Consider the following 23,806-nt stretch of genomic DNA (forward strand, 5'->3'; position numbering starts at 1 on the left):
CCGCGACCGCATCATTGCGGCCGCACGAACAGTTGAGCCGTCCCGTAGCGATCCGTGAAGTCGACGGAAGGGTCCTGAACGTAGCCGTGACGGACGGCATAGTCGCGCAGCGGTCGCTCGAGAACGGGATCGAAGCCTAGCAACAACGCCGCCGGCGGGTCCTTTTCGAACAGGGAGCCGACGGTGGCAGGGGACGTCGTCCGATAATATCGGATCATCCCCGGATCGACGAATTCCGCCGAACGATAGATGAAGGGACCGGTTGCCAGTTCCATATAGACGGGAAGGCTCGCCTCGAGCGGATAGATGGGCGCAAGCGTCGCGATCTTCCCGCTCAGACCGTGTTCGGACAGGGCCTGCCGAATGGCAATGCCGTGCCGATGAACCTTCGTTACCGTCCATTTGTCCGGATGAAGGGTCAATGGCAGAAATTCGGCAAACCGCGGCACTGCGCAGACGACGACGACGACGGTTGCGGCAACCAGCACACCCAACCCCTGACGGCGCTCGAAGGGCGCAAGAGCGGAAAAGGCCAGCGCGAGCGCAAGCGGCAAGCTGACGAGTGCGAGGGCATAATACTGTGGGAAGCCGGGTGTCGGCAGAAAGCCGACTGCCATGGCGAGTACCGTGCTCGCGGCAAGCACCATGCTCGCGGCCGACGCGCGGGGCAACCTCGAAAAGGTCCGGTCGAACTGGCGCTGGACGAAAACGAGGGCCAGAACGGCGGCGATGGCGACCGGCACCGCACCACTGAACCAGACGCTCCAGGCAAGCCTGATCTTGGCGAGCGCGGACAAGGCAACGCCGCCACCTTCCTGGCCGTGCGCCGTCCAATAACCGATATGCGCCCCGGTGTGGTACCCGAGCACATGCGCCAGGAAGAGCTTCGGTTCGGCGATGAGATAGACGAGGATCGGAATGGCGCCGACGATGCCCCCGACAAGAAGCGGTGCCACGACCATGCGAAGACGCTGGCGCGCCGGCAACGTTTTCGGCACCAGGAACGCGGCGATGCCGACGGCGGGAACGAAGGCGACCGCGCTGATCTTGAAGCAGACGGCAAGCGCAAGGGATACGCCCGCGACGAATAGGACGAGGGGTCGAACCCGTCCCCGACATGCTCCGTGGATGAACAGACCCGTGCCGATCAAGGCAAACGGCAACGGCAACAGGTTGTTCGTCGCCGCCATCCCGGTCTGGTTCAGGAACAGCTCGTTCGCGCAGGTCAGGACGACTGCGCAAAAGGCGAAGAGCCAGTTCCGCACGAGAAGGTAGCTGACGAGGCAGATCCCCCCTGCCAGAGCAATCCAGACGAAAAGAACGCCGAGACGGGCGCTCAACAGCAGATCGTGCGTGCCGAACAGATGTCTGACGGCGTAGAACCACCAGGCCGAGCCGGGCACCTGATTGTAGAAGAAGTCGCGATAAAGCGCATGGTGATCGAGAAGGTCGACCGGCGGCACGTAAAGTTGCTCGTCCTGGCGCAGTTCGAAGTTCATCAGGCGGACGAACACGAATACGCCCAGCAACGCCGAAGCGACCGGGATGGCCCATGCTGCCCGATCGAATGTCAGACCGGCCGTGCGCTTCAACGTCTGGTACAATGCACAGCCCCCTCAAGTCTGCCTGAACCTTACTCGTGAGGAAGACAGAACTATTCACGCGTCCGGTGGGGACAAAGACGGGCTTTACCTGACCGTCGAAGGGCTTCGTCCCCGTTACGAACGCTGAAATCCGCCTCTACGATCATCGAGGCCGGAATGCGCTCGTCGCCTCGTTTGTCGACGGGTCGCGAGAGAGCGTCGATGTTCTCGCAAGAGCCATTCCGCCGGTACCGACCAAGCTGGCCGGGCAACACGTCGCGATATCAGGGACTCGGCCGAGGAGGATACGGAATGAAAGTCGTGCTGCTCGCTGGCGGCCTCGGATCGAGACTTTCCGAGGAAACCGTGCGCATTCCCAAGCCGATGGTCGAGGTCGGCGACCGCCCGATCATGATGCACGTGATGGACATCTACAGCCATTGGGGCATGCAGGATTTCATCGTCGCCGGCGGCTACAAATGCATGCAGATCAAGAAATACTTTCAAAGCCTGCATCTCTCGACGGCCGACTTCACCGTCGCACTGAGCGACGGGGCGCTGACGCTGCGGCAGAACAAGCCGCTCGACTGGAACGTCTCGGTCGTGGACACCGGCCTCGCGACGATGACGGGCGGACGGCTGCTCGCGCTTCGCGACTGGCTCGGTCGCGACACGTTCATGGTCACCTACTCGGACGGCGTCGGCAACATCGATATCGAAGCCCTTCTCGCGTTCCACCGCTCACACGGCCGCCTGGCGACGGTTACCGCCGTGCAGCCGCCGGCACGCTTCGGCAATCTGGAGATCGAAGGCAACAGGGTCGTCGAGTTCACGGAAAAGGTGCGGAAGAACGAAACCTGGATCAACGGCGGCTTCTTCGTCTTCGAGCCCGGCGTCATCGACTACATCGACGATCTCTCGCAGCCGCTCGAGGCGGAACCGCTGGCAAGGCTCGCGCGCGACGGCCAGTTATGCGCCTACAAGCACGACGGCTTCTGGCATCCGATGGATACGGTCCGTGATCGCGATCATCTGAATGGCCTTTGCGAAGACGGCACGCCCCCGTGGCTCGTCTTCACACCGGAGACCCCGGTGGCCGTGCCTGCGACCGGCTCCATCCGCGCGAGGATATAGGTCGTGGGATACGGCGCGCACATCGACGATCTGCGAAGGCGTCTCGAAGGCAAGCGCGTTCTTCTCACCGGCAGTACCGGCTTCAAGGGCGGATGGATGGCGCTTTGGCTCGCAGAGCTCGGCGCACGGGTCGTCGGCATCGGCCTTCCGCCCGAAGATCGTTCGTTCATGAACGCCGTCGGACTCGCGCAGGTCGTCGACACGCGTATTGCCGACATACGAGATCGTCGCGACTTCGCGTCGGCCGTCGAAGGCGAGGATTTCGACATCCTCGTGCACATGGCGGCGCAATCGCTGGTGCGCAAATCCTATGCCGACCCGGTGGATACGTTTCAGACGAACGTCGTCGGGACGGCCGTCGTGCTTGAAGCGGCACGCAGAATGCCTTCGTTGCGCGCCATCGTCGTGGTGTCGAGCGACAAGTGCTACGACAATCGCGAGTGGGTCTGGCCCTACCGCGAGACGGACCCGATGGGCGGGCACGACCCGTACAGCGCGTCCAAGGGGTGCACGGAACTCATTGCGTCGGCCTACCGCAAGTCCTTCTTCCATGATCCGGACGGACCCCGGCTGGCGAGCGTGCGCGCCGGAAACGTCATCGGCGGCGGCGACTGGTCGCGCGACCGGATCGTACCCGACCTCGTCCGCTCGGCCGAAACCCGTGAACCCGCACGCATCCGCAATCCGCACAGCGTAAGGCCATGGCAGCACGTGCTCGAACCGCTTCGGGGCTACCTCATGCTCGCCGCCGCCCTCGTCGAAGAGGGACACCGATATGCCGGCGGCTGGAACTTCGGACCGGCGGTCGATGCGGACATCGATGTCGGAACGCTTGCCGAGCTCGTCCGACGATCGTGGCCGGGACAGGAACCAGGACCAGGACCAGGACCAGGACCGGAATATACCGCCGACCCGGTAAAGCACACGGTGCACGAGGCCAACATGCTTCGTCTCGACAGCACCAAGGCGCGCGTGGAACTGGGCTGGCAACCCGCCCTCGCCCTCGAACAGGCGGTCGACCTGACCGTCGGCTGGTATCACATGGCCCTGCAGCGGCCCGAGCGGATGCTCGATTTCACCCGGCAGCAGATCGGTCGGTACTGCGCCTGCTGCCAAGATCCAACGCACGAAGACGAGACGCTTACGGAAAGTCGGGCAATTACGGAGCTGGCAGCATGCGGGTGAACTACGGCGAGTGCGTCTATGGCGAAGCGGAGATCGAGGCCGTCGTGGAAACCATGCGCCGGTCGACCCAGATGGGTCGCGCCGTACGCACGATGGAGGAGCGTATCGCCGAGCTGTTCGCAAAGTCCCACGGCATCATGGTCAATTCGGGTTCGTCGGCGAACTATCTGGCGATCGAACTGCTCGGTCTTCCGGCAGGCTCGGAGATCGTCACGCCGGCACTGACATTCGCAACGACCGTCGCACCGATCGTCCGCTCCGGACTGGTGCCGGTCTTCGTCGATGTCGAGCCCGGCACCTACAACATCGACGTCGATGCCATCGAAGCGATGATCGGCCCGCGCACCCGGGCCATGATGGTACCTTCGCTGATCGGCAATCTTCCGGACTGGGATCGCATTCGGGCAATCGGCGAAGAACGGGGGCTGCTCGTCGTCGAGGACAGCGCCGACACCCTCGGTGCCACGCTCGACGACACGAGCACCGGCACCCGCTCGGCTATCAGCACGACCAGCTTCTACGGATCGCACGTCATCTCGGCCGCCGGAAACGGTGGCATGATCTGCGTCGACGACGACGCCATGGCCGAAAAGGCCAGGCTCCTGCGCTCTTGGGGCCGCACGTCCTCCCTCTTCACCGATGCCGAGAATATCGACGAGCGTCTCGGCATGACGCTCGACGGCACCGAGTACGATGCCAAATTCGTTTTCGAAGCGCTCGGCTACAATCTAGAACCCTCCGAAATCGGCGCCGCTTTCGGGCTCGTGCAGCTGGACAAACTCGAGGCGAATATCGCCGCCCGTCGTCGCAATTTCGATGCGCAGTACGCCTTCTTCGCGGACTACGAGGACATGTTCGTCCTACCGCGGGAGTTGCCGGGCGCGCGCACCGGATGGCTCGCGTTTCCCTTGACCATCCGAGCGGATGCACCGTTCACACGACGTCAGATGCAGACGTTTCTGGAACGACACGACATCCAGACGCGGCCGGTCTTCACAGGCAACATCCTGAGACAACCCGCCATGCGCGACGTCGTCTGCCGGAAGTCGCCGTCCGGCTATCCCGTTGCCGACAGCGTGATGCAGGGCGGAATACTCCTTGCCTGCCACCACGGCCTTCGCGGGAACCAGATCGATTACATGCACGAGGTCTTCAGCGATTTCGTCGCCAGATCGGTCCCGCAAAGCACGCGCGATGTTTCCCCGAAGTCAGCCTCGACCTCTTCAACCTCTGCAGGAATATGATCGTGACACGTCTCAGCCAATGCCGTGCCTGCCTGGCCCCCGACCCTCGACTTTTCCTAGCCATGGGAAACCACCCGCCGGCCAACGGCTTCGTACGACCGGAGGACATCGAGAATAGTCAGCCGACCTACCCGCTCGATACGCAGATCTGCCTCGATTGCGGCCTCATCCAGGTTGCCGATCATGTACCCGAAGGCTTTTTCGAACACTATCTCTACGTGCCGTCCAGCGCCTCGACGATGCACGACCATTTTGCCGGCCTCGCCGACGTGCTGAACGCAGAGGCGGGTTCCGGCCTGATCGTCGATATCGGCTGCAACGACGGACTTCTGCTTTCGGCCTGCAACCGGCTTGGCGCCAGGACCGTCGGCGTCGACCCCGCGGAAAACCTGGCCGAGATTGCCCGCACGCGCAATGTCGAGGTTTCCGTCGGATATTTTACCGCCGGTTCGGCAGCCGACCTCGTGAAGCAGTATGGCCCTGCGAAGGTGATCGTGACGACGAACACCTTCAACCATATCGGCGACCTTCATGATTTCATGGCGGGTGTCTCGCGGTGGCTCGCGGACGACGGCGTGTTCGTCATAGAAGTGCCGCAGGCCAAGGAACTGATCGAGAAGAACGAATTCGACACGATCTATCACGAACACGTTTCGGAATTCAGCCTTCTCTCCCTCGCGCGCCTCGGAGAATTCTTCGACCTCGTCGTTACCGACGTTCATCGCATGCGTGTTCATGGCGGCTCCATGCGGGTCTTCCTGAAGCGCGCACCGGCAAGCGCCGCCCCCATCGTCGCCGAAATGCTCGAAGAGGAAGAGAAGGCCGGCATGCGGGACTTCGAAACCTATTCTGCCTTCGCCGAACGCGTGGAACGCATTCGCGACGATCTCCTGAAAATGCTGGCAGACCTCAAGGGCGAAAACTTGCGCATCGCCGGATACGGAGCACCTGCCAAAGGCAATACCCTTTTGAATTTTTTCGGAATCGGTGCAGAGACGCTCGATTATCTGGTCGACCGCAATCCGTTGAAGCAGGGCCTTCATTCGCCCGGAATGAAAATTCCCATCCGCTCGCCGGAAGCACTACGGCAGGACAGGCCGGACATACTCCTGGTGCTGGCATGGAACTTCTTCGACGAGATACGCGCGCAGGAAAGCGATTTCGCCGAGCAAGGAGGACTGTTCCTCGTGCCGCTCCCGGAACCGGTCCTCGTCGGGGCCGAGCGAATGCCGCATGCCGCCGTTTCCGCCTGAGAAACAGCGGATCATGGCCCGGCCGAACCCGCGTAGATATTCGAAAGAGTTCTCATGCCGCGTGTCCTGATCACCGGTGCCGCCGGATTTATCGGATCCCATCTGACGACGGCCTGTCTGGACGCAGGCTATGAAGTCCATGCCATCGTGCGCTCCACACGCTCCGACCAACGCATTTCCCGATTGAGCAGACGGATCTCACGGCACCATTTCGACCTTCGCGACACCGACGCCATTCGCCGGTGCATGACGACTGTCGAGCCCCATATCATCTTCCATCTGGCCGCGCGCACCCGCCAGTTCCACGGTGCGGACTTCGACGAGACGGCTGGACTGCTTCACGACGATCTCGCCATCCTGAACGCCCTGTTTGCAGGTGCGATGGCGGCGAAGCGTCCCCCTGCCAGGATCGTGCGCACCGGTTCGCTTGCCGAATACGGCGCAGCGGCGAGGCCTTCCATCGAAACGGATCGGGAGGCCCCGGTCACGCCCTACGGCAGGAGACTGATGGCCACCACGCGCTACATCGACGCCGTGCAGCCGTCCCTGCCGTTCGCAGTTGTGGCGGCTCGCCTCGCTCTCGTGTACGGCCCGGGTCAATCGCTCGATTTCTTCGTGCCGTGGCTCATCGAAGAGTGTCTCGATGGACATCGATGCATCGTGCGCCGTCCCGACGACCGGCGCGATCTTCTCCACGTTGCGGACGTTGTTTCGGCATTGCTGCGTATGGCGACGACACCCCTTGCGCCCGGCACGATCGTCAACATCGCGAGTGGAACCGCCCCGACGATGCGCGAGGTGGCCGAATTCGTTATCGCCGGAACCGGTGCCGATCCAAGGCTCGTCGAATACGGACAGAGCAACGCGCCAACCGGAGCCCCTACCCTTCACGGTCATGCGCAACGGGCACTGGACCTGCTTGGATGGCAGGCCGGCATATCGCTTGCGGACGGAATCGCGGCGACGATCGGTTGGCACCGCAACCGTAAGCGGCTCGCCGTCTCCGACGCTTTCGCGAGACCAGTGAGCCGAAATGCAGTGAACCGGCAGTCGGAGGCCGCGTCATGAGCGAAACCGGTACTTCAAAGGTGTCGGTGCTGGTGCCGGCCTTCAACGAAGAAGCCAATGTACGGCGCGCCTACGAGGCGATCGCCGACGTCTTCGCCAACCTGACCGGCTACGAATACGAAATCATCTTCACGGACAACCATTCGACGGACCGGACCTTCGCCATCCTGCGCGAGATCGCGCAAACCGATCCTCGCGTACGCGTCATCCGGTTCAGCCGGAACGTCGGCTACCAACGCTCCCTGCTTGCCGCCTACAAGGCGGCGACGGGCGAGTGTTCCATCCAGATCGACTGCGATCTCCAGGATCCGCCGTCCCTCATTCCGGCGATGCTCGATCGCTGGCGCGAAGGCCACGAAGTCGTCTACGGTATCCGACGCGGCCTCACGGACGGACGCCTGACGCAGATCGCCCGCCGCCTCTTCTATCGCCTTATCCGTTTCATCAGCACGGATGACCTGCCCGTCAATGTCGGCGAATTCCGCCTCGTCGACCGCAAGATCCTCGACATCCTGCAACAGGTCAGCGACACCTCGCCCTATCTGCGCGGGCTGATCAGCGCCATGGGCTTCTCCCAGGTCGGCTTCGAGTACGATCGCCAGGCTCGGATCGCGGGCATCAGCAAGTTTCCGCTGAAGGCAATGGTTTCTCTGGCCGTCGACGGTCTGCTCAACCATTCGCTGATCCCGCTCAGGCTCGCCTCGCTCGCGAGCTTCCTCGTCGGTACGTGCACGCTCGTTCTCTTCGCCGGCTATTTCGTCGGAAAGCTCTTCTTCGGGCAGGACTGGCCGGCGGGCTTTGCGACGACGACGGTGCTCATCCTACTGTCGATCATGCTCAATGCCATGTTCCTCGGGATCATCGGCGAGTATGTCGGCCGCATCTTCATGCAATCGAAGGGCTGGCCGGTAACGATCATCGAGAAAGCGTTGAACGACGACATACGTCTCGTCCATCCGACGCCTGCAAAGCGCGAGACATCGTAGGATGTCGACCCTCGGCAGCATTCGCGCTTTCACGAAATTGCCCGTTGCACGTTTTGCAGCCGTCGGTGTCGTCACGACGGCGCTCGACTTCCTGCTCTTCACGAGCCTTCACGCCGCATCGCTGCCAACGGCACTCGCGAACACGATCTCCTACTCCTGCGGCATCGCTGCGAGCTACCACCTCAATCGCAACTGGACCTTCGGCGTGCGCGGCGATCGCGTCCGCGCGCTAAAATTCGTCCTTTCGACGCTGACCGGCCTGGTGATCTCGACGTTCCTCGTGACCGCCTTCGTGCGCTTCGCTCCGGCGCCGGTCGCCAAGCTTACGAGCGTCCCCATCGTTTTCGTCTGGAACTATCTGATTGCACGCAATTGGGTTTTCGCAGGCGCCGATGCGAAGCCGGCAGGGCGGCGGACGCAATGGATGTGACCCCTTCCGACTGGCTCGTATTGGCGTCCGAAGAACGGCGACGTCGGGTCGGGTCGCTGGGAAGAGCCTGCTCTGCAGCTCGTTCATAGCGAGAGGATCATCGAATGCGTTTCTTCGTGACAGGTTCCGCGGGCTTCATCGGATTCCACGTCGCACGGCGACTGTTGGACGACGGCCACCATGTAACGGGGTACGATGCGCTGACGCCCTATTACGACGTCACGCTCAAGACGGCGCGGCACGCCCTCCTGGAGAACTCGCGGGGTTTCAAACCCGTCGTCGGGCAACTTGAAGACATGGCCTGCCTCGAGAAGGCGATGGAACGGGCCGCTCCGGACGTCGTCATTCATCTCGCCGCGCAGGCCGGCGTGCGATACAGTCTCGAAAACCCCTCGGCCTATGTCAGCGCCAATCTGACGGGTTCCTTCAACCTGCTCGAAGCCGCACGCAAATGCGGCGTAACCCACCTGCTTCTTGCCTCTACCTCGTCCGTCTACGGTGCCAACGACAGCCTGCCGTACTGCGAGGGCGACCATACCGATCATCCGATCACGCTCTACGCAGCGACCAAACGCGGCATGGAGGCCATGTCCCATTCCTATGCCCATCTATGGAAGATGCCGACGACGATCCTGCGCTTCTTCACCGTCTACGGGCCGTGGGGACGGCCGGATATGGCCTTGTTCAAGTTCGTCGACGCGATACTCGGCGACAGGCCCATAGACGTCTACGGCAACGGACGGATGCGACGCGACTTCACCTATGTCGACGACCTCGTCGAGGCGATCGTCCGGTTGGTCCCATCGGTTCCGGTCGAAGGCCGGCCGGCCGGAGACGCAACCATCCGCGATACGCTCTCGCCGGTCGCTCCGTGGCGCATCGTCAACATCGCCGGCGGCAAGCCGATCGGCCTGATCGACTTCATCGACGCCACCGAGAAGGCGCTCGGTCGAAAGGCCAGGTGCAACTTCCTCGCCATGCAGAAAGGCGACATGGCGGAAACGGCCGCCGATTTCCAGCTTCTGCGCCACCTTACCGGATACGTGCCCTCGACCCGGTTGGAGCGCGGCATAGAGGCGTTCGTGGACTGGCATCGCGATTATTTCGACCACGGGAACGCAGGACGATCCGACGGCGATCTCCCGGCAGCCAATCTCCCCTTCAAGCCGAGGGGTTCGAGCGATTCCAGGACCCTGCAATAGGATGATGGGCGATCCTGCCGGACCACGCCTTCGCGACCCCGATTTCAGTTCGTGGAAATCGATATGCATGTCATGCACGTCATTACCAACATGATGGGCTGCGGCGGCGCGGAGATGATGCTTTCGCGTCTCGTCAGCCATGGCAGCGAGACAGCTACGATCGTCCCCCTGATGGATGTCGCCGAACGGCACCTGCATCTGGAAAGCAGCGGTGCAGCTACCATACGGCCGTTGAAGGTAAGATCCAGGCTCGGCATGGTTCGCGCGGTCCATACGCTGTCGCGGCTCATCGTTTACGAGCGACCCGACGCCGTGATGTGCTGGCTCTACCACGCGATGATCGTCGGACAATGCGCCACTCGGCTCGCTTCGAACACCGTCCCGGTATTCTGGAACGTTCGGCAGTCGCTCGACGATCCGGATGCACTTACCTGGAACACCCATGCCGCACTTCGCCTATCGCGTCGTCTGTCGAAGCGTGCCGACGGGATCATCTTCAATTCGTCGCGCGCGCTCGACCTGCATCGCGCCTACGGCTTTTCCAACGCCCATATGTCGGTCATTCCCAACGGCTTCGTCCGTGCCCCGGGGAATGTCGTCATCGCCGAGAAGCCCCGTATCATCGGGATTGCGGGTCGCTTCCACAAACAGAAGGATTACCCGACCTTTTTCGAAGCTGCAGCACGTGTTCACCGCAGCTTCCCGACGGTTCGTTTCATCGCGGTCGGCGACGGCATGACGGCGGACAATGCCGCCATACGCGCACTTCTCGACCTGAACGGTTTGCCCATGGAGGTGATAGACCTGAGGGGAAACATCACCGACATGGCGTGCTTCTACCGCGAGATCGACGCGCTGGCCCTGTCTTCGCGCACGGAGGGCTTTCCCAATGTCGTCGCCGAGGCCATGAGCTACGGCAAGCCCGCCATCAGTACGGACGTCGGAGACGCAGCCTTCGTCGTCGGCGATACGGGTTTCATCGTACCCCCCGCCCGCCCGAAGGATCTCGCGAAGGCAATGCGGGACCTGCTGGACCTTTCTACCGAACGATACGCGACCCTCAGCACCGCCGCCCGCAAGCGGATCGAGCACCTTTATTCGATCGAGCGCGCCATACGTGCCTATCACGACTTCATGTCGCCGCGACCGGTTGCGATAGGTCTGGCGACATGACGACCATGGCACTCGAGCGTGCGACCATGTCGGCAGCATTCCGTCCGGCGTGGCAATCGGAACAGACCCTCTGTCGCGCGGGCCTTTCGATCGTTCTCGTATCGGACATCGATCATCATGTTCTTCGTTCTGTCGAAACTGTTCTGGAATTTTGCCCAACCTTTGAGCCTGGTATTTTTCCTCGTCCTGCTGAGCTGCGTTTCGGCGTTCCGTCATCGAACTGCGCTGGCCGGCATGGTTTCCCTTCTGGCCTGCGCGATCCTGTTCATCGGCTGTTACACCAATATCGGCAGCCTGATGCTTCAGCCGTTGGAAAACCGCTTCCACCGGCCGGACAACCCGCAGAACGTTGTCGGGATCATCGTGCTGGGCGGTGGCAACGACGGCCTCGTGAGCAAGGCGCGGCACGACTACGAGCTCAACGGTGCCGGCGATCGCTTCGTCGAAGCCTTGCGGCTCGCCATGCTGCATCCGTCGTGGAAGATCATTATTTCCGGCGGCGTCGGCTCTATCGGTTCGGATGAAGAGGGCTCGGCCGTGGCGGGGAAACGATTCTTTGCAGCATTCGATATCGATCCGTCGAGAATCCTTCTCGACACGAGGTCGCAAAACACCGCGCAGAATGCCGCCTACAGCAAGACGCTCGTCGAGAATGCGCCGAGCGGCCAATGGCTTCTCGTCACGTCGGCATACCATATGCCTCGGGCCATCGGTGCGTTTCGCGCCGTCGGCGTACCGGTTTTGCCGTGGCCCGTGGACTATCGCACGGGCGGCGAGGAGAGCCTGCGGATCGAGCTCGCAGGGCCGACCGACAACATTCCCTCGTTCACCCTTGCCGTAAAGGAATGGATAGGGTTGTTCGCATATCGGCAGAGTGGACGGACGAGCGCTTTCTTCCCGGGCCCCAAGCCCTGCCCGACGTGCTGAGCAGGGAAGTGCGCGGTGCGGATCGGGCTCAACGGAACCTGTTTCGACGCACGTCCCTCGGGGGCGAACCAGCGTTTTCGCGGCCTCTACGGCGCATTGATACGGCAATGCCCCGATATCGAATTCGTCATCTACGAGTCGCGCAACTTCGCCGTGAGCACATGGTTTGCCGACGCTTCGAATGTGATGGTGCGAAAGACCTGCCTGAAAAGCGGCGTGAAGAGAGGTGCCCTCGGCGCCGGTCGTCACCTTCACGGGATGATCGCCGGGGATCGGCTCGATCTCTATAACGGGTTCAACCTGCCGCTTGTCGACACCGCCGACTGTTGCCCCAGCATCCTCACCGTTCACGACCTTCGACGGTTGCAGCCGGAGCGACCGCTGCTTGTCCGTTCCGCCTACGCCCTTTTCCTTCGAAAGGCCTTCGCCCGCGCGGCATGCATCATCACGGTTTCCCAGGCGATACGAGAGGAGATACTGGCCTTCATGCCGCAGATGCGCGTCGAGGTGGTCTATAACGGTGTCGACGCACCAGCATCGATACCGGAAATGCATCGGCCGGACGCCCCGCCAGGAGGCGTCGCAGCGGTGGATCGCGTACCGTTGATCCTGAGTGTCGGTCATCTGGAGCAGCGAAAGAATTTCCCCGCCCTCGTCGAGGCCGTCGCAAGGCTGCGGCTGGCGAAACGGTCGGTCAAGCTGGCCATCGTCGGACGCGATAACGGCGCTCGTCACGAATTGCTCGCGGCGATCGCGCGATGTCGCGTAGCGGACGACGTGACGATCTTCGAAAACATCGGAGAAGCCGGACTTCGCGAACTCTATCGAGCCGCTTCCGTATTCGTCATGCCTTCGACATACGAAGGGTTCGGCATTCCGATCCTCGAAGCGATGGCCGCGGGAACGCCGATGGCCCTGAGCGCGATACCGGCGTTTACCGAGATAACGCAGTGTCGCGGACGGTACTTCGATCCGAGCGACCCGGCCGACATCTCGCGGGTCGTGGTGCAGATCATCGACAACCCGTCCGTTCGCAAGGACCTCGTGGACTACGGCTACGCGCGCGTCGGCGATTTCCGTTTCGACGCACTCGCGCGCCAGCTCGAAGCGATCATGCGGGAAACCGTCCGGATAAGAGGATATCGATGATCGATACCCGCGAACGATCTCGCCGGAGCCTTTCCGCGCCCTCGTCCGGCGTTCCCCTCTTCGCCAGGATGCGTGGCCTGGGCGATCAGAACCAACTCTGCTCTTCGACCCATGCGCAGTGGTTGAAGTTGGAGATCCAGGTCGTCTCGTGCGACCTTCGAAAGGCGATCAGCTTCTTGAGCGCATCGCTATCGGGTATGGAAATGCCGATCGCTCCAACCGGTGCCAGCGCCCGGGCCGCCTGCACGCAGAGCCTCGCATGCTCGAGGCCCAAACGCAGGAACGAGACCCGCTCGGATGCTTCCGCGTCGTCAGCGGCAGCTTGTTCGGCGCTATCCAGAAAATGCTCGGCCGGAGCGAAACAGGTCTCGGGAAAAACGAGATCCGCCGCTTTCGCAAAACTGCCCCAGCGAGACGCACGGCGTTCCTCGAAGAGCGCATCGATGCTGTCGCGATAGCGCGCAGTGTATGTTTCCCAATATGAAAAGTATGCTCTGATGTGATCCGCCGCCGCCCCGAAGCACGAATAGTACTCGTCGAGGATCACGTCGGCAGGGGTCGACGGCCGGGTTTGCAGGCACATCATCAGATAAAGCGTGGGGCCCTGTGTCGCCCATTGACCGGTGAGGGAATCGAAATCCGTACCGACGAGCCCGTTCAGTGCCGCGTTCCGGAAATCGTCTGCGAACTGGTGGGCGAAAACGAAGGGCATGCAGTACCCGTCCAAAAAATAGTTCGTGCGCATGAAGATGCGTGCGCCGGTCGCCGCCCAGCCGTTCCATTGCTGCTTCATCCACGCCTGTTCGGCGCTCGTTCTCGGATAGAACCAGGAGGAAGGACAGAATCCGACAAGGACGTTCTCGTTCAATTTTACCGAGGGGCTCGGCGCCGCGAAATAATTGAAATAGGCGTATCCGATAACCGTTGCCTTGGGGTTTTCCCGGGCAGCCACGCGCTGGATCGCCAACCAGGAACGGGCATATCGATCGGTGACGACCGGCAGGTCGGCGATCTTCGAACCGGGGGAAACGAAATTCCGGTAATCGGCCGGCTCCGGCCCGTCGAGGGCGCGACATACGTTACACTGACACAGGCCGGGTATGTCGTTTTCGACCGCATTGACGACGCTTAGGGCACCGGCATAACGGCGAAGATCGGCGCGTTCGACGATCTTTCGATGCAGAACCGGGTTGGAGATGCACATGGAATAGCGACCGCCGCGTTTGGTGGGCCCGCGTCGTCCGTCGACAAGCTGGAACCATTCCGGGTGCGCTTTTCCGTATTTCTTCCACCAGTCGGTGAACGCGTGACCGTAATTCAACCTGTAACGGCGGCCGAGGCGATGGCGACGCATGTAGACGGCCTGCGCCCGGGAATACGCTTTCTCCGCCGAGGCGGAAAAGCCCAGCTCGGGGTGCGTTTCGCTTTTCATCTTCGCCCCGAAACGGACATGCCGCATCATCAGTTTCGGAACGCAGATCCGGTCGATCGGATCGATCACCCAGCGGCCTTTCGAAGGAACGAAGGTGCCGAGTTCGCCGGGCCAAAGCCACCGAACGCCGAGATACGTTTCCAGCAGTTCATAGACGCCGAAGAGCGTTCCCGCCGACGTGTCCTCGTCCAGCGGATCTCCCCCATGGTCGACACCGGCTATGCACAGATCCTTGCCGATCGTGCGAATGATGCATCCCTCGGGGGGGCATGCGTCTGTATCGACGCGGTGGTCGATCGCGAACCGCGTACGACCGAGATAGATCATCGGCCGGCTCGCATCATGCGCATGAAGTACGTCTTCGCCGATGACGACGGCGGAAGACGACGTCGCTTTCCCGAGATGCCAGGCCAGTTCCTTCGCAGCATAGGAAACGGACGGGAGCCTTTCTTTCGGCACGACGATCGTGGCGGCGACGGCGTCATCGGCGATGATGGTTACGGCGCCGCTCGCACGCGCTTTCCGGCTGCCTGTTGCGAATGGGATCATGACGCTGGCGGTAAGGAGCCCGAACTGACGTCGCGAGAAGAGCGATTTCATGACTGTCCTTCCGAGCCAACGCACTGGAACCGGCGATCGGAAGTTCTTCCGAACTTGCCGGCGCCGGTCGGAGGCAAGGCCCGCCATCCGGTTCGATCGGATGGCGGGCGGCGCGCTGGTTCCAAGGCTGCCTCCAGCCACCGCGCCACAGGCATCACACAGACGATGTCGAGCGATCTCAAGTCGGGTTAGCCCGTGCTTCGGTATTACCTGACATCACCGGAGCGCAGCACCATCGTCGTACTCGCTTATCGGATGGCGCCCATTTCGATGACATGCGCAGCCAAGCGCCGATGAATTTCCACCGAACGGGAAATCGCAGCATCCCACTTGTCGAGCAGAATGGCCGGTGCAAACCGCGCTGCTACCCCCGGACCGGCCGCGGCGAGGCGTTCGCGAAGGGCGTCGTCGGTTGCGAGCCGCTGCAGGGCACGCGCGAGACCGCCGACATCCTCCGCACCGACGAGAATACCGTCCTTCTCGTCGCTGACGATTTCGGCCGGCCCCCACGGGCAATCGAACGAGATGGTCGCCATTCCCGCCGACAGGGCCTCGAGCAGCGCATTGGGGAACCCCTCGAACCGCGAGCTCAGGACATAGATATCGCCCGGGCGAAGCCACCCACCCGGTGACGCCGAGACGCCCGGCAGTTCGACGCAGTGACGCAGCTGAAGGTGCCCGACGAGTTCTTCCAGCTTGTCGCGTTCCGGCCCTTCGCCGAAGATCGTGAGCGAAACCGTATCGAGATCGCTTCGCACGCGGGCGAATGCGTGAAGCAGCAGGTCGAACCCCTTCTGACGGTCGAGACGACCGACCGCTACGATGCGCGGAGGGGTTCCCGGTTTGCGGACGAACTCTCCCTCTACGGGGAAAACGAGATTGGGTATCGTCACCGAACGGCGCCGCAGGATTTTCGGCAGATCCCGAGCCGCGCTTTCCGTCTGCATGACGAGGACGGAGGAGCGGCGAAGCGCACCGGCGAAAAGGACGCGCCATACGAGGTTCATGGGCTGGCGCGCCCGGTTGTTGCGTTCCGAAGCGATGAGGGCATGCGGAAGCCCTGTCGAGGCGAGGCTCGTCAGGACGTTCACCTTCGTCAGAAATGAGACGACCAGATCGGGTTTCAGGATCTGCAGACGCCGGCGCAGGGCGAAGAGGCGGCGCAGGGTCATGCCGCTTCGACCGCAAGCAGGGCTCAAGGCCTCGACGGCGATACCCGGATCATACGGGAAGAACGAGGCTGAATCGTTCGCGTTGATCGCAAGAACATGGATCTCGTCGCCCTGATCCTGTCGGTGATGGGCGACGATGTTGACGATCTTTTCCGCGCCACCAGCGCCGAGGCCAGCCACGACAAACGCGATCCTCATGGTTTCGCCTCCCATGCAACGCGGCGCGGGACGTCAATCACCGCCCGGTTCGACGAACTCCCTGTCCGCATCCTCCAGCGTCTCCTGGTCCACCTCGACGAATTCGAACCAGCCGCTGGTGACGCCGAACCGGACGATCTCCGCCCTCGATCGCAATTGAAGCTTCTCGGTTGCGCGGGCCTTGTAGGTTTCGATCGACTTGATGCTGACGCGCAGTCGCCAGGCGATCTCCTTGTTGCCATATCCAAGCGCGACCATCCGCAGCACGTTTTCCTCGCGCCTCGTCAATTGGCCGGCGGTGCCGTTCTTTCCCTTTGCGTCGGGGTTCGGTTGAAGAACATGGGCACTCGGCGGATCGAGGTAAACGCTGCCGATGGCCGCCGAACGCACCGCATTGAGGAGGTTCTGTCCCGCCGATCGCTTCTGGATGAAGCCCTTCGCGCCGAGTTGAAGCGCCTGTTCGACATAGGCTCTGCCGTGCAACAGCGTCATCATGACGATCTCGATGCCGGCGTGGTGCTTCAGCATCCATCTGGCAAGTTCGAAGCCGCTCATATCTGGTAGGGAAACGTCGAGGATGGCGACATCCGGAGAGCATTCGGATGCAAGCGCCATGCCGGCCGCTGCGGTTTCGGCCACGCCGACGCATTCGATATCGTCGGACGTTTCGAGAAGCGCGCGAACGCCGGCGGCGACGACCGGATGGTCGTCGACGATGATCGCTCGAATGTGGAAGGTCATCGCGCCCCTAGCCCTCCTCATGTTTCGGGGTGGGTGCAGGAAAAACGAAGCTTAGCCGCGTTCCCTTGCCGAGCTCCCCGAAGACCCGAAGCTGGCCGCCTATCTCTTTCGCCCTCTCGCGCATGCCGAGCAGGCCGCTACCGGCGCGCCGGTAACGCTGTACCACCGGCCGGTCGCTCAATCCCGGTCCGTCATCCTCGATGGCGAGGATGATATGATCGTCCTTTTGCGAAAGCGAAATGCGCACATAGCTCGCGTCGGACGCATGCTTGGCGACATTGGTCAGCGCTTCCTGGACAACGCGAAAGATCGTTTCCGCGATCCGGTCGGTGATCGAAATGCAGCGCGATCGATCGACGTCGAGGAGGACGGTGATATCCGTCCTTTTCTGCCACTGCTTCAGCAGGTCCAAAAGAAGACGATGAAGGTTGAGCCTGTTCGCGACCTTCAGTTGCCTGCCCCGAGCAAGGTCGCTGATTTCGCCACTGAAACGGTCGAGCGTCGACCTGAGATCGGCAAGCGAGGAAAGCAGCGTCTCGTCCGACACTCTCCGCTCGATCGCGGCGAGCTGAAACGATGCCGCCACGAGGTATTGGCCCGCCTGATCGTGGAGGTCTCGCGCCAGGCGGGCGCAAGCCTGGTTCAGGGAAGTGTCGGGCGCTGCCTGCTCGTCGGCAACGCATTCATCCAGCGGACCATCCGTTTCTTCGTTCCCCCACCGATAGGATATGTTCGAATAGATATTCCCCATGGACGAACTCGCCGATCGGCGCCGTCCATAATCATCATCAACGTCCGTCGTGTGGAACGAAGCTGCCAACGTTAGCAACAACTTGTCGTCGGCAGAATTATCATCGCGCATTGAAAAGAAAGACCCAAGCACCGTTAAGCCCTCCATACCGCTCCAGATACTCGTCGTAATTTTTCTTCGGCACTATCGCCAAGTCCGATGCGTAAGCTTGCGGCCCGCTTTCTAACTGAATATTCTTCTTTTTTATATAAAGTTAGTTCTAAATAAGCACATTTTGCTAATTACTGCAAGTATAAATTAGCGTTTCAAACTTCTCCGAGAATCGAGTCCGCTTCATCCGCCGCGAAAATTCGTCGGTGGTGTATTGAAGTCGGCAGAGACACTTAGTCGGGTTTCTCGTCAAAATGGCGTCAGGATTTTCATCCTTCAGCGCTCCCGCATCTGCTGCTAGCTTTTCCCTCGATCACTGAAAATCTCTTGATCTGTAATGGGATAGACTGAGACGGGAGACTATTCATGGATGCTGTCCGCCTTTTCGGCATGCATCGTCCCGCGACGCCGCGGGTGCACAGTGCCGTCGTCGGATCGCACCCTGTCATAGGCTACGCCGGCGGCGTCGGGCAGCGGGACGAAGGGTGCATGCACGCCGCGGCCCGCCGGGCGGATCTGTAGCGATGGACACCACGGTCGCGGGAAAACTCCCCTCCGAGGTTCACTACGCCGACCAGATGCTGGGTCCGCAAACGAACCCGACGGGTGCGATCGGACTCGTCGACATCCTCAGACTGCTGCGATCGCGGCGTTTCTTCATCGCGTCCTTCATCGTCGTCGGCGTTCTTGCCGTATGCCTTACCGTCCTCGGCCTGCACGACCGTTATACAGCGACGGCCGTCATCGTGCTCGAAGACGGCAACAGCCAGGTGATGCAGGAAGTCTCCGGCGTTCAGGCCAATCAGCGTACGCGATCCGCGGTCGAAACCGAGATCGATATCCTGACGTCCAGAAAGCTCGCGGCACGGGTCGTGGACGAACTCCATCTGACCCAGAATCCGGAATTCAGCGGCAATCCCATCACACAGGCTCCCGACGGCGTTGTCGATCGCCTGATCGCCCGGTCGAAAGCCTTCGTGAAGACCTTCATGGGGCCTTTGTCCGATGGCGGTACGGAGCAGCAATCCGGCCAGGATACGGCGATCACCGCGCTGCTGTCCCATATCGACATTTCGCGTAACGACGAAAGCCTCGCGATATCGCTGAGCGCGACGACGCAGGATCCGGCACTCTCCGCCCGGATCGCGAATTCCCTCGCGCAGAATTACATTTCGGCGACGCAGGAGCACAAGAAGGAAGACCTCGAAAACGTCATCGGCTTCCTACAGGCGCACAACCGCGCGTTGGCATCTACGATCACCCGGGACCAACAGGCGATATCGAACTTCGCACGCAACAACGACCTTCCGGTCGAGGCGCGCGACGACCTGATCCGCCAACGCATCGACAGCATGAACACGCAGTTGACGACCGCCCGTGTTTCGTTGGCCGATCTCGACGCGCAACAAAATCAAGGGCGCGCGGTGATGGCCGGAGATACGTCGCTCGACGGAACCAATCTCAGTTCCGCGCTCCTGACATCGTTGCGCGCGCAAAGATCCGAACTCGAACGGGAAAAGGCGCAGTTCGAGACGGACTACGGCGCCAACCATCCGAAAGTCCGTCGCGTCGCCGCCCAGATCACCAGCGTGGACGGCATGATACACAACGAACTGCGGCACGTCCTCGACGATCTTTCGGCACAGGAGAAGGTCGCGGCCGACCGTGTCCATCGCCTTGAAAGCCAGCTTTCCGATCTGCACAGCGCCCTTCAGGACAGAAGCCTTGCCGCCATCCGTCTGGAGAACCTGCAGCGCAATCTGGTCATGAACCAGAACCTCTACAACGTCATCGCCAGCCAGGTCGGCAAACTCGATCCGTTCGCCAAGCTCACCGGGGCGAACGCTCGCATCGTCTCGACGGCAATCACGCCGAACCAGGCCTCCTTTCCCCACCGCAGACGGATCGTCGTCTTCAGCGCGGTCGGAATTGCCATACTCGCCCTCATCTCGGCGCTTCTGCTCGAAGTTTGCGACAAGAGGCTGCGGTCGGGCGATCAGGCACGGCGTCTCGTGAACCTTCCCGATCTCGGCAGTCTGCCCCGTACGAACCTGCGGCCACCGGGGCGCACCGGTATCGCCGAGGCGTTCGCCCGCAGGCGGCCGACGGTTCATACCGAAGCGTTCCGATCGCTTTACCTTGCCTGCCGCACGCAGCTTTCCGGCACGGGACCCGTCGTTCTCGTCACCTCGCCCATGCCGTGCAGGCAATCTCTCGAATGTGGCTTCGGTCTTGCCTGTGCTGCGGCAGTCGATGGCAGGAAGACGGCTTACCTCGACCTCGACGTCGAACAATCGGGCTCGCTTCCACGAACTGGCAAGGCATCGCCACTCGGTATCGAAGACGTGCTTGCGGGAAGGTGCGATCTCCAGGAAGCATCGTCGACGCCGGAGAATATCCCGGGGCTGTCACTCTTCCGGCTGAACTCGTCGCTCGATCCTCTCGGCTACACGTCGAGCTTCGAGGAGATGCGCTCGCTGATCGAGCAGTTGCAGGCGAACTACGATCTGATCGTCGTCAACTGCGCGCCCGTCCTTCTCGTCAACGACGGCAACTGGCTCTCTCCCATCGTCGATGCCGCAATCCTGCTCGTTCGCTTTCGAAAGACGACGGTCGGCGAACTGTCCAGTGCCGCCGCCAGTCTGCGCGCCAGTCATGCGCCGCTCATCGGCACCGCCATGACCGGCGTAGACGATCGGCTTTCACCCTTCGCCAAGCGTCGACGCCGGTTCCTTGGCCGCCGCTATGGGCAGGTGGACGCACGCGGGAGTGCAGCATGATCTTCAGGGCAACGCATTCGGAAGCTTCAGCTACCCCTCGCTGGCGAAATCGCCATGGCGTCGAGCAGGACACGATTGACGGCTTCGACGTCGAAACGCTCCTCGGCAAGCGCTCGCGAGCGCGCTCCCATCTCAGCGGCCAAGCCGGGGTCGGTCAGGAAGCGCTTCATTGCGACGGTCAGTTCGTCGGCATCGCGCGGCGGGACCAGAAAGCCGTTGTCTCCCTCGACGACGGTATCGCGGCATCCTGGAAGATCGGTGGTGATGATGGGGCGCCCGACCGCCATGGCTTCGAGAATGCTGCGCGGGATGCCTTCCCGATAGTACGACGGCAGGACGAAGACGGCCGCGGCGGAAAGATACGGGCGCACGTCGTCGGTCTCGCCGAGATAGTCGATCGGCCCGTTCTGGCGCCACTCTTCGATATCGTTCGCCCCGATGCCGGACGGACCGGGATCGGATCGCCCGAGAAGCTGAAATCGTGCGTGTGGAAAGTCGCGATGCAATCGTCGTGCGGCGTCCGCAAACTCGAAGACGCCCTTGTCCCTGAGAAGGCGGGCAACCATCAAAAACGCGACAGGGCCTTGCGGGACCGGTTCGGATGGAAACTCCTTCAGGTCCACGCCGGAACCGGCGACGCGAACGATCCGCGTGGTGTCCGCGACCATGCGGTCGGCGCGAATGTCGTGCTCGTCGGCACCGTTGTACACGAAGACCTTTCCCGTACCGGCCAGCGCGATGCGGTAGAGCGTGCTTGCCACTTTGCGGAGCAGGCGCCGACGCCATGTGTCGGCACCGCTCCCGAAGACGTAACCGAGGCCGGTAACGAGGGCATGGCGCTGCGAAATGCCGGCCATGCGGGCGGCCATGAGGCCGTAGATGATCGGCTTCATTGTGTAGCTCAGCACGATATCGGGCTTGACGCGGCGCAGGGCGACGTACAGTCCGAGAAGCGTCCGGATATCCGTGAACGGATTGAAGCCGGCCCTTTCCATCGGAATCTGCATGAACGTGACGCCGATGTGGTCGAGCCTGTCGACGACGGCGGGATCGTATTCCGGACCGAACGCGACGACCTCGTAACCGCGCTCGACCATCGCTGCAAGCAAACGATAACGAAAGTTCGTCAGCGAGATCGTATAGCTCGAAATAACGGCAATTCTGCTTTTGCCTCGACGACTTTCCGATCGACTGTACGGCATTCGGCGCACCGCTTCTCCTCCAGTATATCTTCCTGCTGCTTTCCGCGGTTCAAGAGTAAGACAGGTGAGCAGTATCGTACCAAGACTTGCTCGATCATACGCTCGGTCTTTGCGTATGTTGCCGGAACATTAGGAAAAGTTAAACAGAATTCGTCGATCAACGGCGCGATCGGCATAGCAATGGCCTTCTGCGCACTTGCGGCACCCGTTCAAAGGGCGCAGGCGCAGCCGCTCTTGCCGAAGGCGAACGAGTTGCCTCTGGCGGCCGGCGATGTCGTCCGGCTGGATATCCTCGACGACAGTACCGATCCGGTAAGCCTTCCCGTCGGCGCGGACGGCAATATCCAGGCTCCGTTCCTTGGCTCCGTTCACGTCGCGGGCAAGAGCATCGCCGAAGCGTTGGATACGCTGAACCGGCATTATAAGGACGCGAAGATTTTCGTGTCGCCGAAGGTCAGCCTGGCGGTGGAAAGCTATCGTCAGATTTTCGTCCTCGGCGATGTGCGCCAGCCGGGAGCCTACCCGTTCCAGGTAGGATTGACCGTTCAAAAGGCCGTTGCATTGGCAGGCGGCCACATCGCCGTCACTGCTCCGCAGGATCCCGTTCTCGCGCAGGCACGCATCCGCGGCGATATCGACACGGCCCGCAGCGATGTCGCGCGCGAAGCGATATCCGTTGCGCGCCTGTCCGCCCAGATTGCCGGTCACGACGAAATCCTCGACACGGATATCCCGACCGATGCAAAGCCCTATCTTCGCGGCGTCGACCTCGATCCACTCCGCGACCTCGCCAACCGTATCCTGAAGTCCGACGAGTCGGGCATCGCCACGAAGATTGCCGCGCTCGATGCACAGATCACGTCGGCCCGCCGCAGCACCGTCCTTTTCGAACAGCTCCTCAAGAAGGTCGGCACCAGCGCCGATCTGACGCGCAGCGATCTGGACCGCGCAAAGGGGCTCAATAAACGCGGCCTGAACACGCTTTCGCAGGTATCCGACATCGAACGGCAGCTCGGCTCCGAAGAAAGCCGACAGCTCGAAGTCATGGGCGATCTTTCCAACATCAATCGCGAGATCGGCGTTCTCGAAAGCGAGATCGTCGATACGCGGCAAACCCACCATCTGACACTGCTGTCCGATCTTCAGGACCATGGCTCTGCGCTCGACAAGGCGATCGTCTCCCTGAAAAGCAGCGAACAGGCGCTCGTCGCGGTCGTCGGGTTCCAGGCCGCTCGTGCGACGGCAAACGTCGACATCGCACTGAGCTACGCGATCCGTCGGGACACGGCCCAGGGTGAACGCTCGGCGGAAGAAACGAGTCCGTTGCGTCCCGGCGACGTCGTCGTCGTGACGATGAAGACCGACACAAACGATGCGATTCCCGCCGGAAAGCAGGACGCACAGCACCTCGTCCAACGCTAGCGGCGGACCGGACGGCGACACGCG

General features: G+C 61.8%; 18 protein-coding genes and 1 pseudogene. 13 read left to right on the forward strand and 6 right to left on the reverse strand.

The annotated features are described in order from the left end of the window. Positions 1-11 precede the first annotated feature (11 nt). Positions 12-1,604 carry a hypothetical protein gene (locus FJU11_RS08435; RefSeq protein WP_141166599.1) on the reverse strand — a complete coding sequence of 531 codons (1,593 nt, stop codon included), beginning with the start codon at positions 1,602-1,604 and terminating at the stop codon, positions 12-14. Between the two features lie 291 nt (positions 1,605-1,895). On the opposite strand from FJU11_RS08435, the gene rfbF reads away from it, so the two are divergent. The 11 genes and pseudogenes from rfbF to FJU11_RS08490 all read left to right on the forward strand — a co-directional run bounded on the left by rfbF (position 1,896) and on the right by FJU11_RS08490 (position 13,334). Further along, the gene (gene rfbF / locus FJU11_RS08440; protein ID WP_141166600.1) at positions 1,896-2,717 is read left to right on the forward strand and encodes a glucose-1-phosphate cytidylyltransferase; all 822 of its coding nucleotides are present in this window, start codon (positions 1,896-1,898) and stop codon (positions 2,715-2,717) included. A gap of 3 nt (positions 2,718-2,720) precedes the next feature. Further along, the gene (gene rfbG, locus FJU11_RS08445) at positions 2,721-3,902 is read left to right on the forward strand and encodes a CDP-glucose 4,6-dehydratase (protein ID WP_141166601.1); all 1,182 of its coding nucleotides are present in this window, start codon (positions 2,721-2,723) and stop codon (positions 3,900-3,902) included. Continuing rightward, positions 3,893-5,146 (forward strand): DegT/DnrJ/EryC1/StrS family aminotransferase, encoded by a 1,254-nt coding sequence (locus tag FJU11_RS08450; protein ID WP_141166602.1) that lies wholly within the window; start codon positions 3,893-3,895, stop codon positions 5,144-5,146. The genes rfbG and FJU11_RS08450 overlap by 10 nt, the downstream gene beginning before the upstream one ends. Beyond that, on the forward strand, positions 5,143-6,399 hold the full coding sequence (locus tag FJU11_RS08455) for a class I SAM-dependent methyltransferase (RefSeq protein ID WP_268935192.1): 1,257 nt from the start codon (positions 5,143-5,145) through the stop codon (positions 6,397-6,399). Before FJU11_RS08450 ends, FJU11_RS08455 begins: the two co-directional genes overlap by 4 nt. 54 nt (positions 6,400-6,453) lie before the next feature. Next, complete coding sequence (locus tag FJU11_RS08460; RefSeq protein WP_141166604.1) at positions 6,454-7,467, forward strand: NAD-dependent epimerase/dehydratase family protein; 1,014 nt, start codon at positions 6,454-6,456, stop codon at positions 7,465-7,467. Then, positions 7,464-8,453 carry a glycosyltransferase family 2 protein gene (locus FJU11_RS08465; RefSeq protein ID WP_141166605.1) on the forward strand — a complete coding sequence of 330 codons (990 nt, stop codon included), beginning with the start codon at positions 7,464-7,466 and terminating at the stop codon, positions 8,451-8,453. The genes FJU11_RS08460 and FJU11_RS08465 overlap by 4 nt, the downstream gene beginning before the upstream one ends. Position 8,454: 1 nt before the next feature. Beyond that, positions 8,455-8,883 (forward strand): GtrA family protein, encoded by a 429-nt coding sequence (locus FJU11_RS08470; RefSeq protein ID WP_141166606.1) that lies wholly within the window; start codon positions 8,455-8,457, stop codon positions 8,881-8,883. A 104-nt stretch (positions 8,884-8,987) separates the two neighbouring features. After that, positions 8,988-9,977 (forward strand): annotated as a pseudogene (locus FJU11_RS08475) (NAD-dependent epimerase/dehydratase family protein); the annotation flags it as partial. Between the two features lie 171 nt (positions 9,978-10,148). After that, positions 10,149-11,258, forward strand: coding sequence for a glycosyltransferase (locus FJU11_RS08480; protein ID WP_328591721.1), 1,110 nt, complete (start codon positions 10,149-10,151; stop codon positions 11,256-11,258). A gap of 117 nt (positions 11,259-11,375) precedes the next feature. Next, on the forward strand, positions 11,376-12,185 hold the full coding sequence (locus tag FJU11_RS08485; RefSeq protein ID WP_141166608.1) for a YdcF family protein: 810 nt from the start codon (positions 11,376-11,378) through the stop codon (positions 12,183-12,185). A gap of 15 nt (positions 12,186-12,200) precedes the next feature. Then, positions 12,201-13,334, forward strand: a complete 1,134-nt coding sequence (locus FJU11_RS08490) for a glycosyltransferase family 4 protein (protein WP_141166609.1) — start codon at positions 12,201-12,203, stop codon at positions 13,332-13,334. Between the two features lie 85 nt (positions 13,335-13,419). Here the strand turns inward: FJU11_RS08490 and FJU11_RS08495 are convergent, their stop codons facing one another. From FJU11_RS08495 to FJU11_RS08510, 4 genes are all read right to left on the reverse strand, one after another. After that, entirely contained in the window at positions 13,420-15,366 is a 1,947-nt protein-coding gene (locus FJU11_RS08495) for a DUF4838 domain-containing protein (RefSeq protein ID WP_181408101.1), read from the reverse strand. 248 nt (positions 15,367-15,614) lie between these two features. Then, on the reverse strand, positions 15,615-16,736 hold the full coding sequence (locus tag FJU11_RS08500; protein ID WP_181408102.1) for a glycosyltransferase family 4 protein: 1,122 nt from the start codon (positions 16,734-16,736) through the stop codon (positions 15,615-15,617). 33 nt (positions 16,737-16,769) lie between these two features. Then, positions 16,770-17,477: a response regulator transcription factor gene (locus tag FJU11_RS08505; RefSeq protein WP_181408103.1), complete on the reverse strand. Its 708-nt coding sequence runs from the start codon at positions 17,475-17,477 to the stop codon at positions 16,770-16,772. Between the two features lie 7 nt (positions 17,478-17,484). After that, on the reverse strand, positions 17,485-18,360 hold the full coding sequence (locus FJU11_RS08510) for a sensor histidine kinase (RefSeq protein ID WP_181408104.1): 876 nt from the start codon (positions 18,358-18,360) through the stop codon (positions 17,485-17,487). Positions 18,361-18,902: 542 nt separating this feature from the next. Between FJU11_RS08510 and FJU11_RS08515 the strand changes: the two genes are divergently transcribed. Then, a complete protein-coding gene (locus FJU11_RS08515; RefSeq protein WP_141166614.1) occupies positions 18,903-21,158 on the forward strand; it encodes a GumC family protein in 2,256 nt (751 codons plus the stop codon). A 26-nt stretch (positions 21,159-21,184) separates the two neighbouring features. On the opposite strand, the gene FJU11_RS08520 is transcribed toward FJU11_RS08515, so the two are convergent. Beyond that, on the reverse strand, positions 21,185-22,360 hold the full coding sequence (locus tag FJU11_RS08520; protein ID WP_141166647.1) for a glycosyltransferase family 4 protein: 1,176 nt from the start codon (positions 22,358-22,360) through the stop codon (positions 21,185-21,187). Positions 22,361-22,540: 180 nt separating this feature from the next. Between FJU11_RS08520 and FJU11_RS08525 the strand changes: the two genes are divergently transcribed. Further along, entirely contained in the window at positions 22,541-23,782 is a 1,242-nt protein-coding gene (locus tag FJU11_RS08525; protein WP_141166615.1) for a polysaccharide biosynthesis/export family protein, read from the forward strand. Positions 23,783-23,806 lie beyond the last annotated feature (24 nt).

Source organism: Pararhizobium mangrovi (assembly GCF_006516965.1).
GTDB lineage: Bacteria > Pseudomonadota > Alphaproteobacteria > Rhizobiales > Rhizobiaceae > Pararhizobium_B > Pararhizobium_B mangrovi.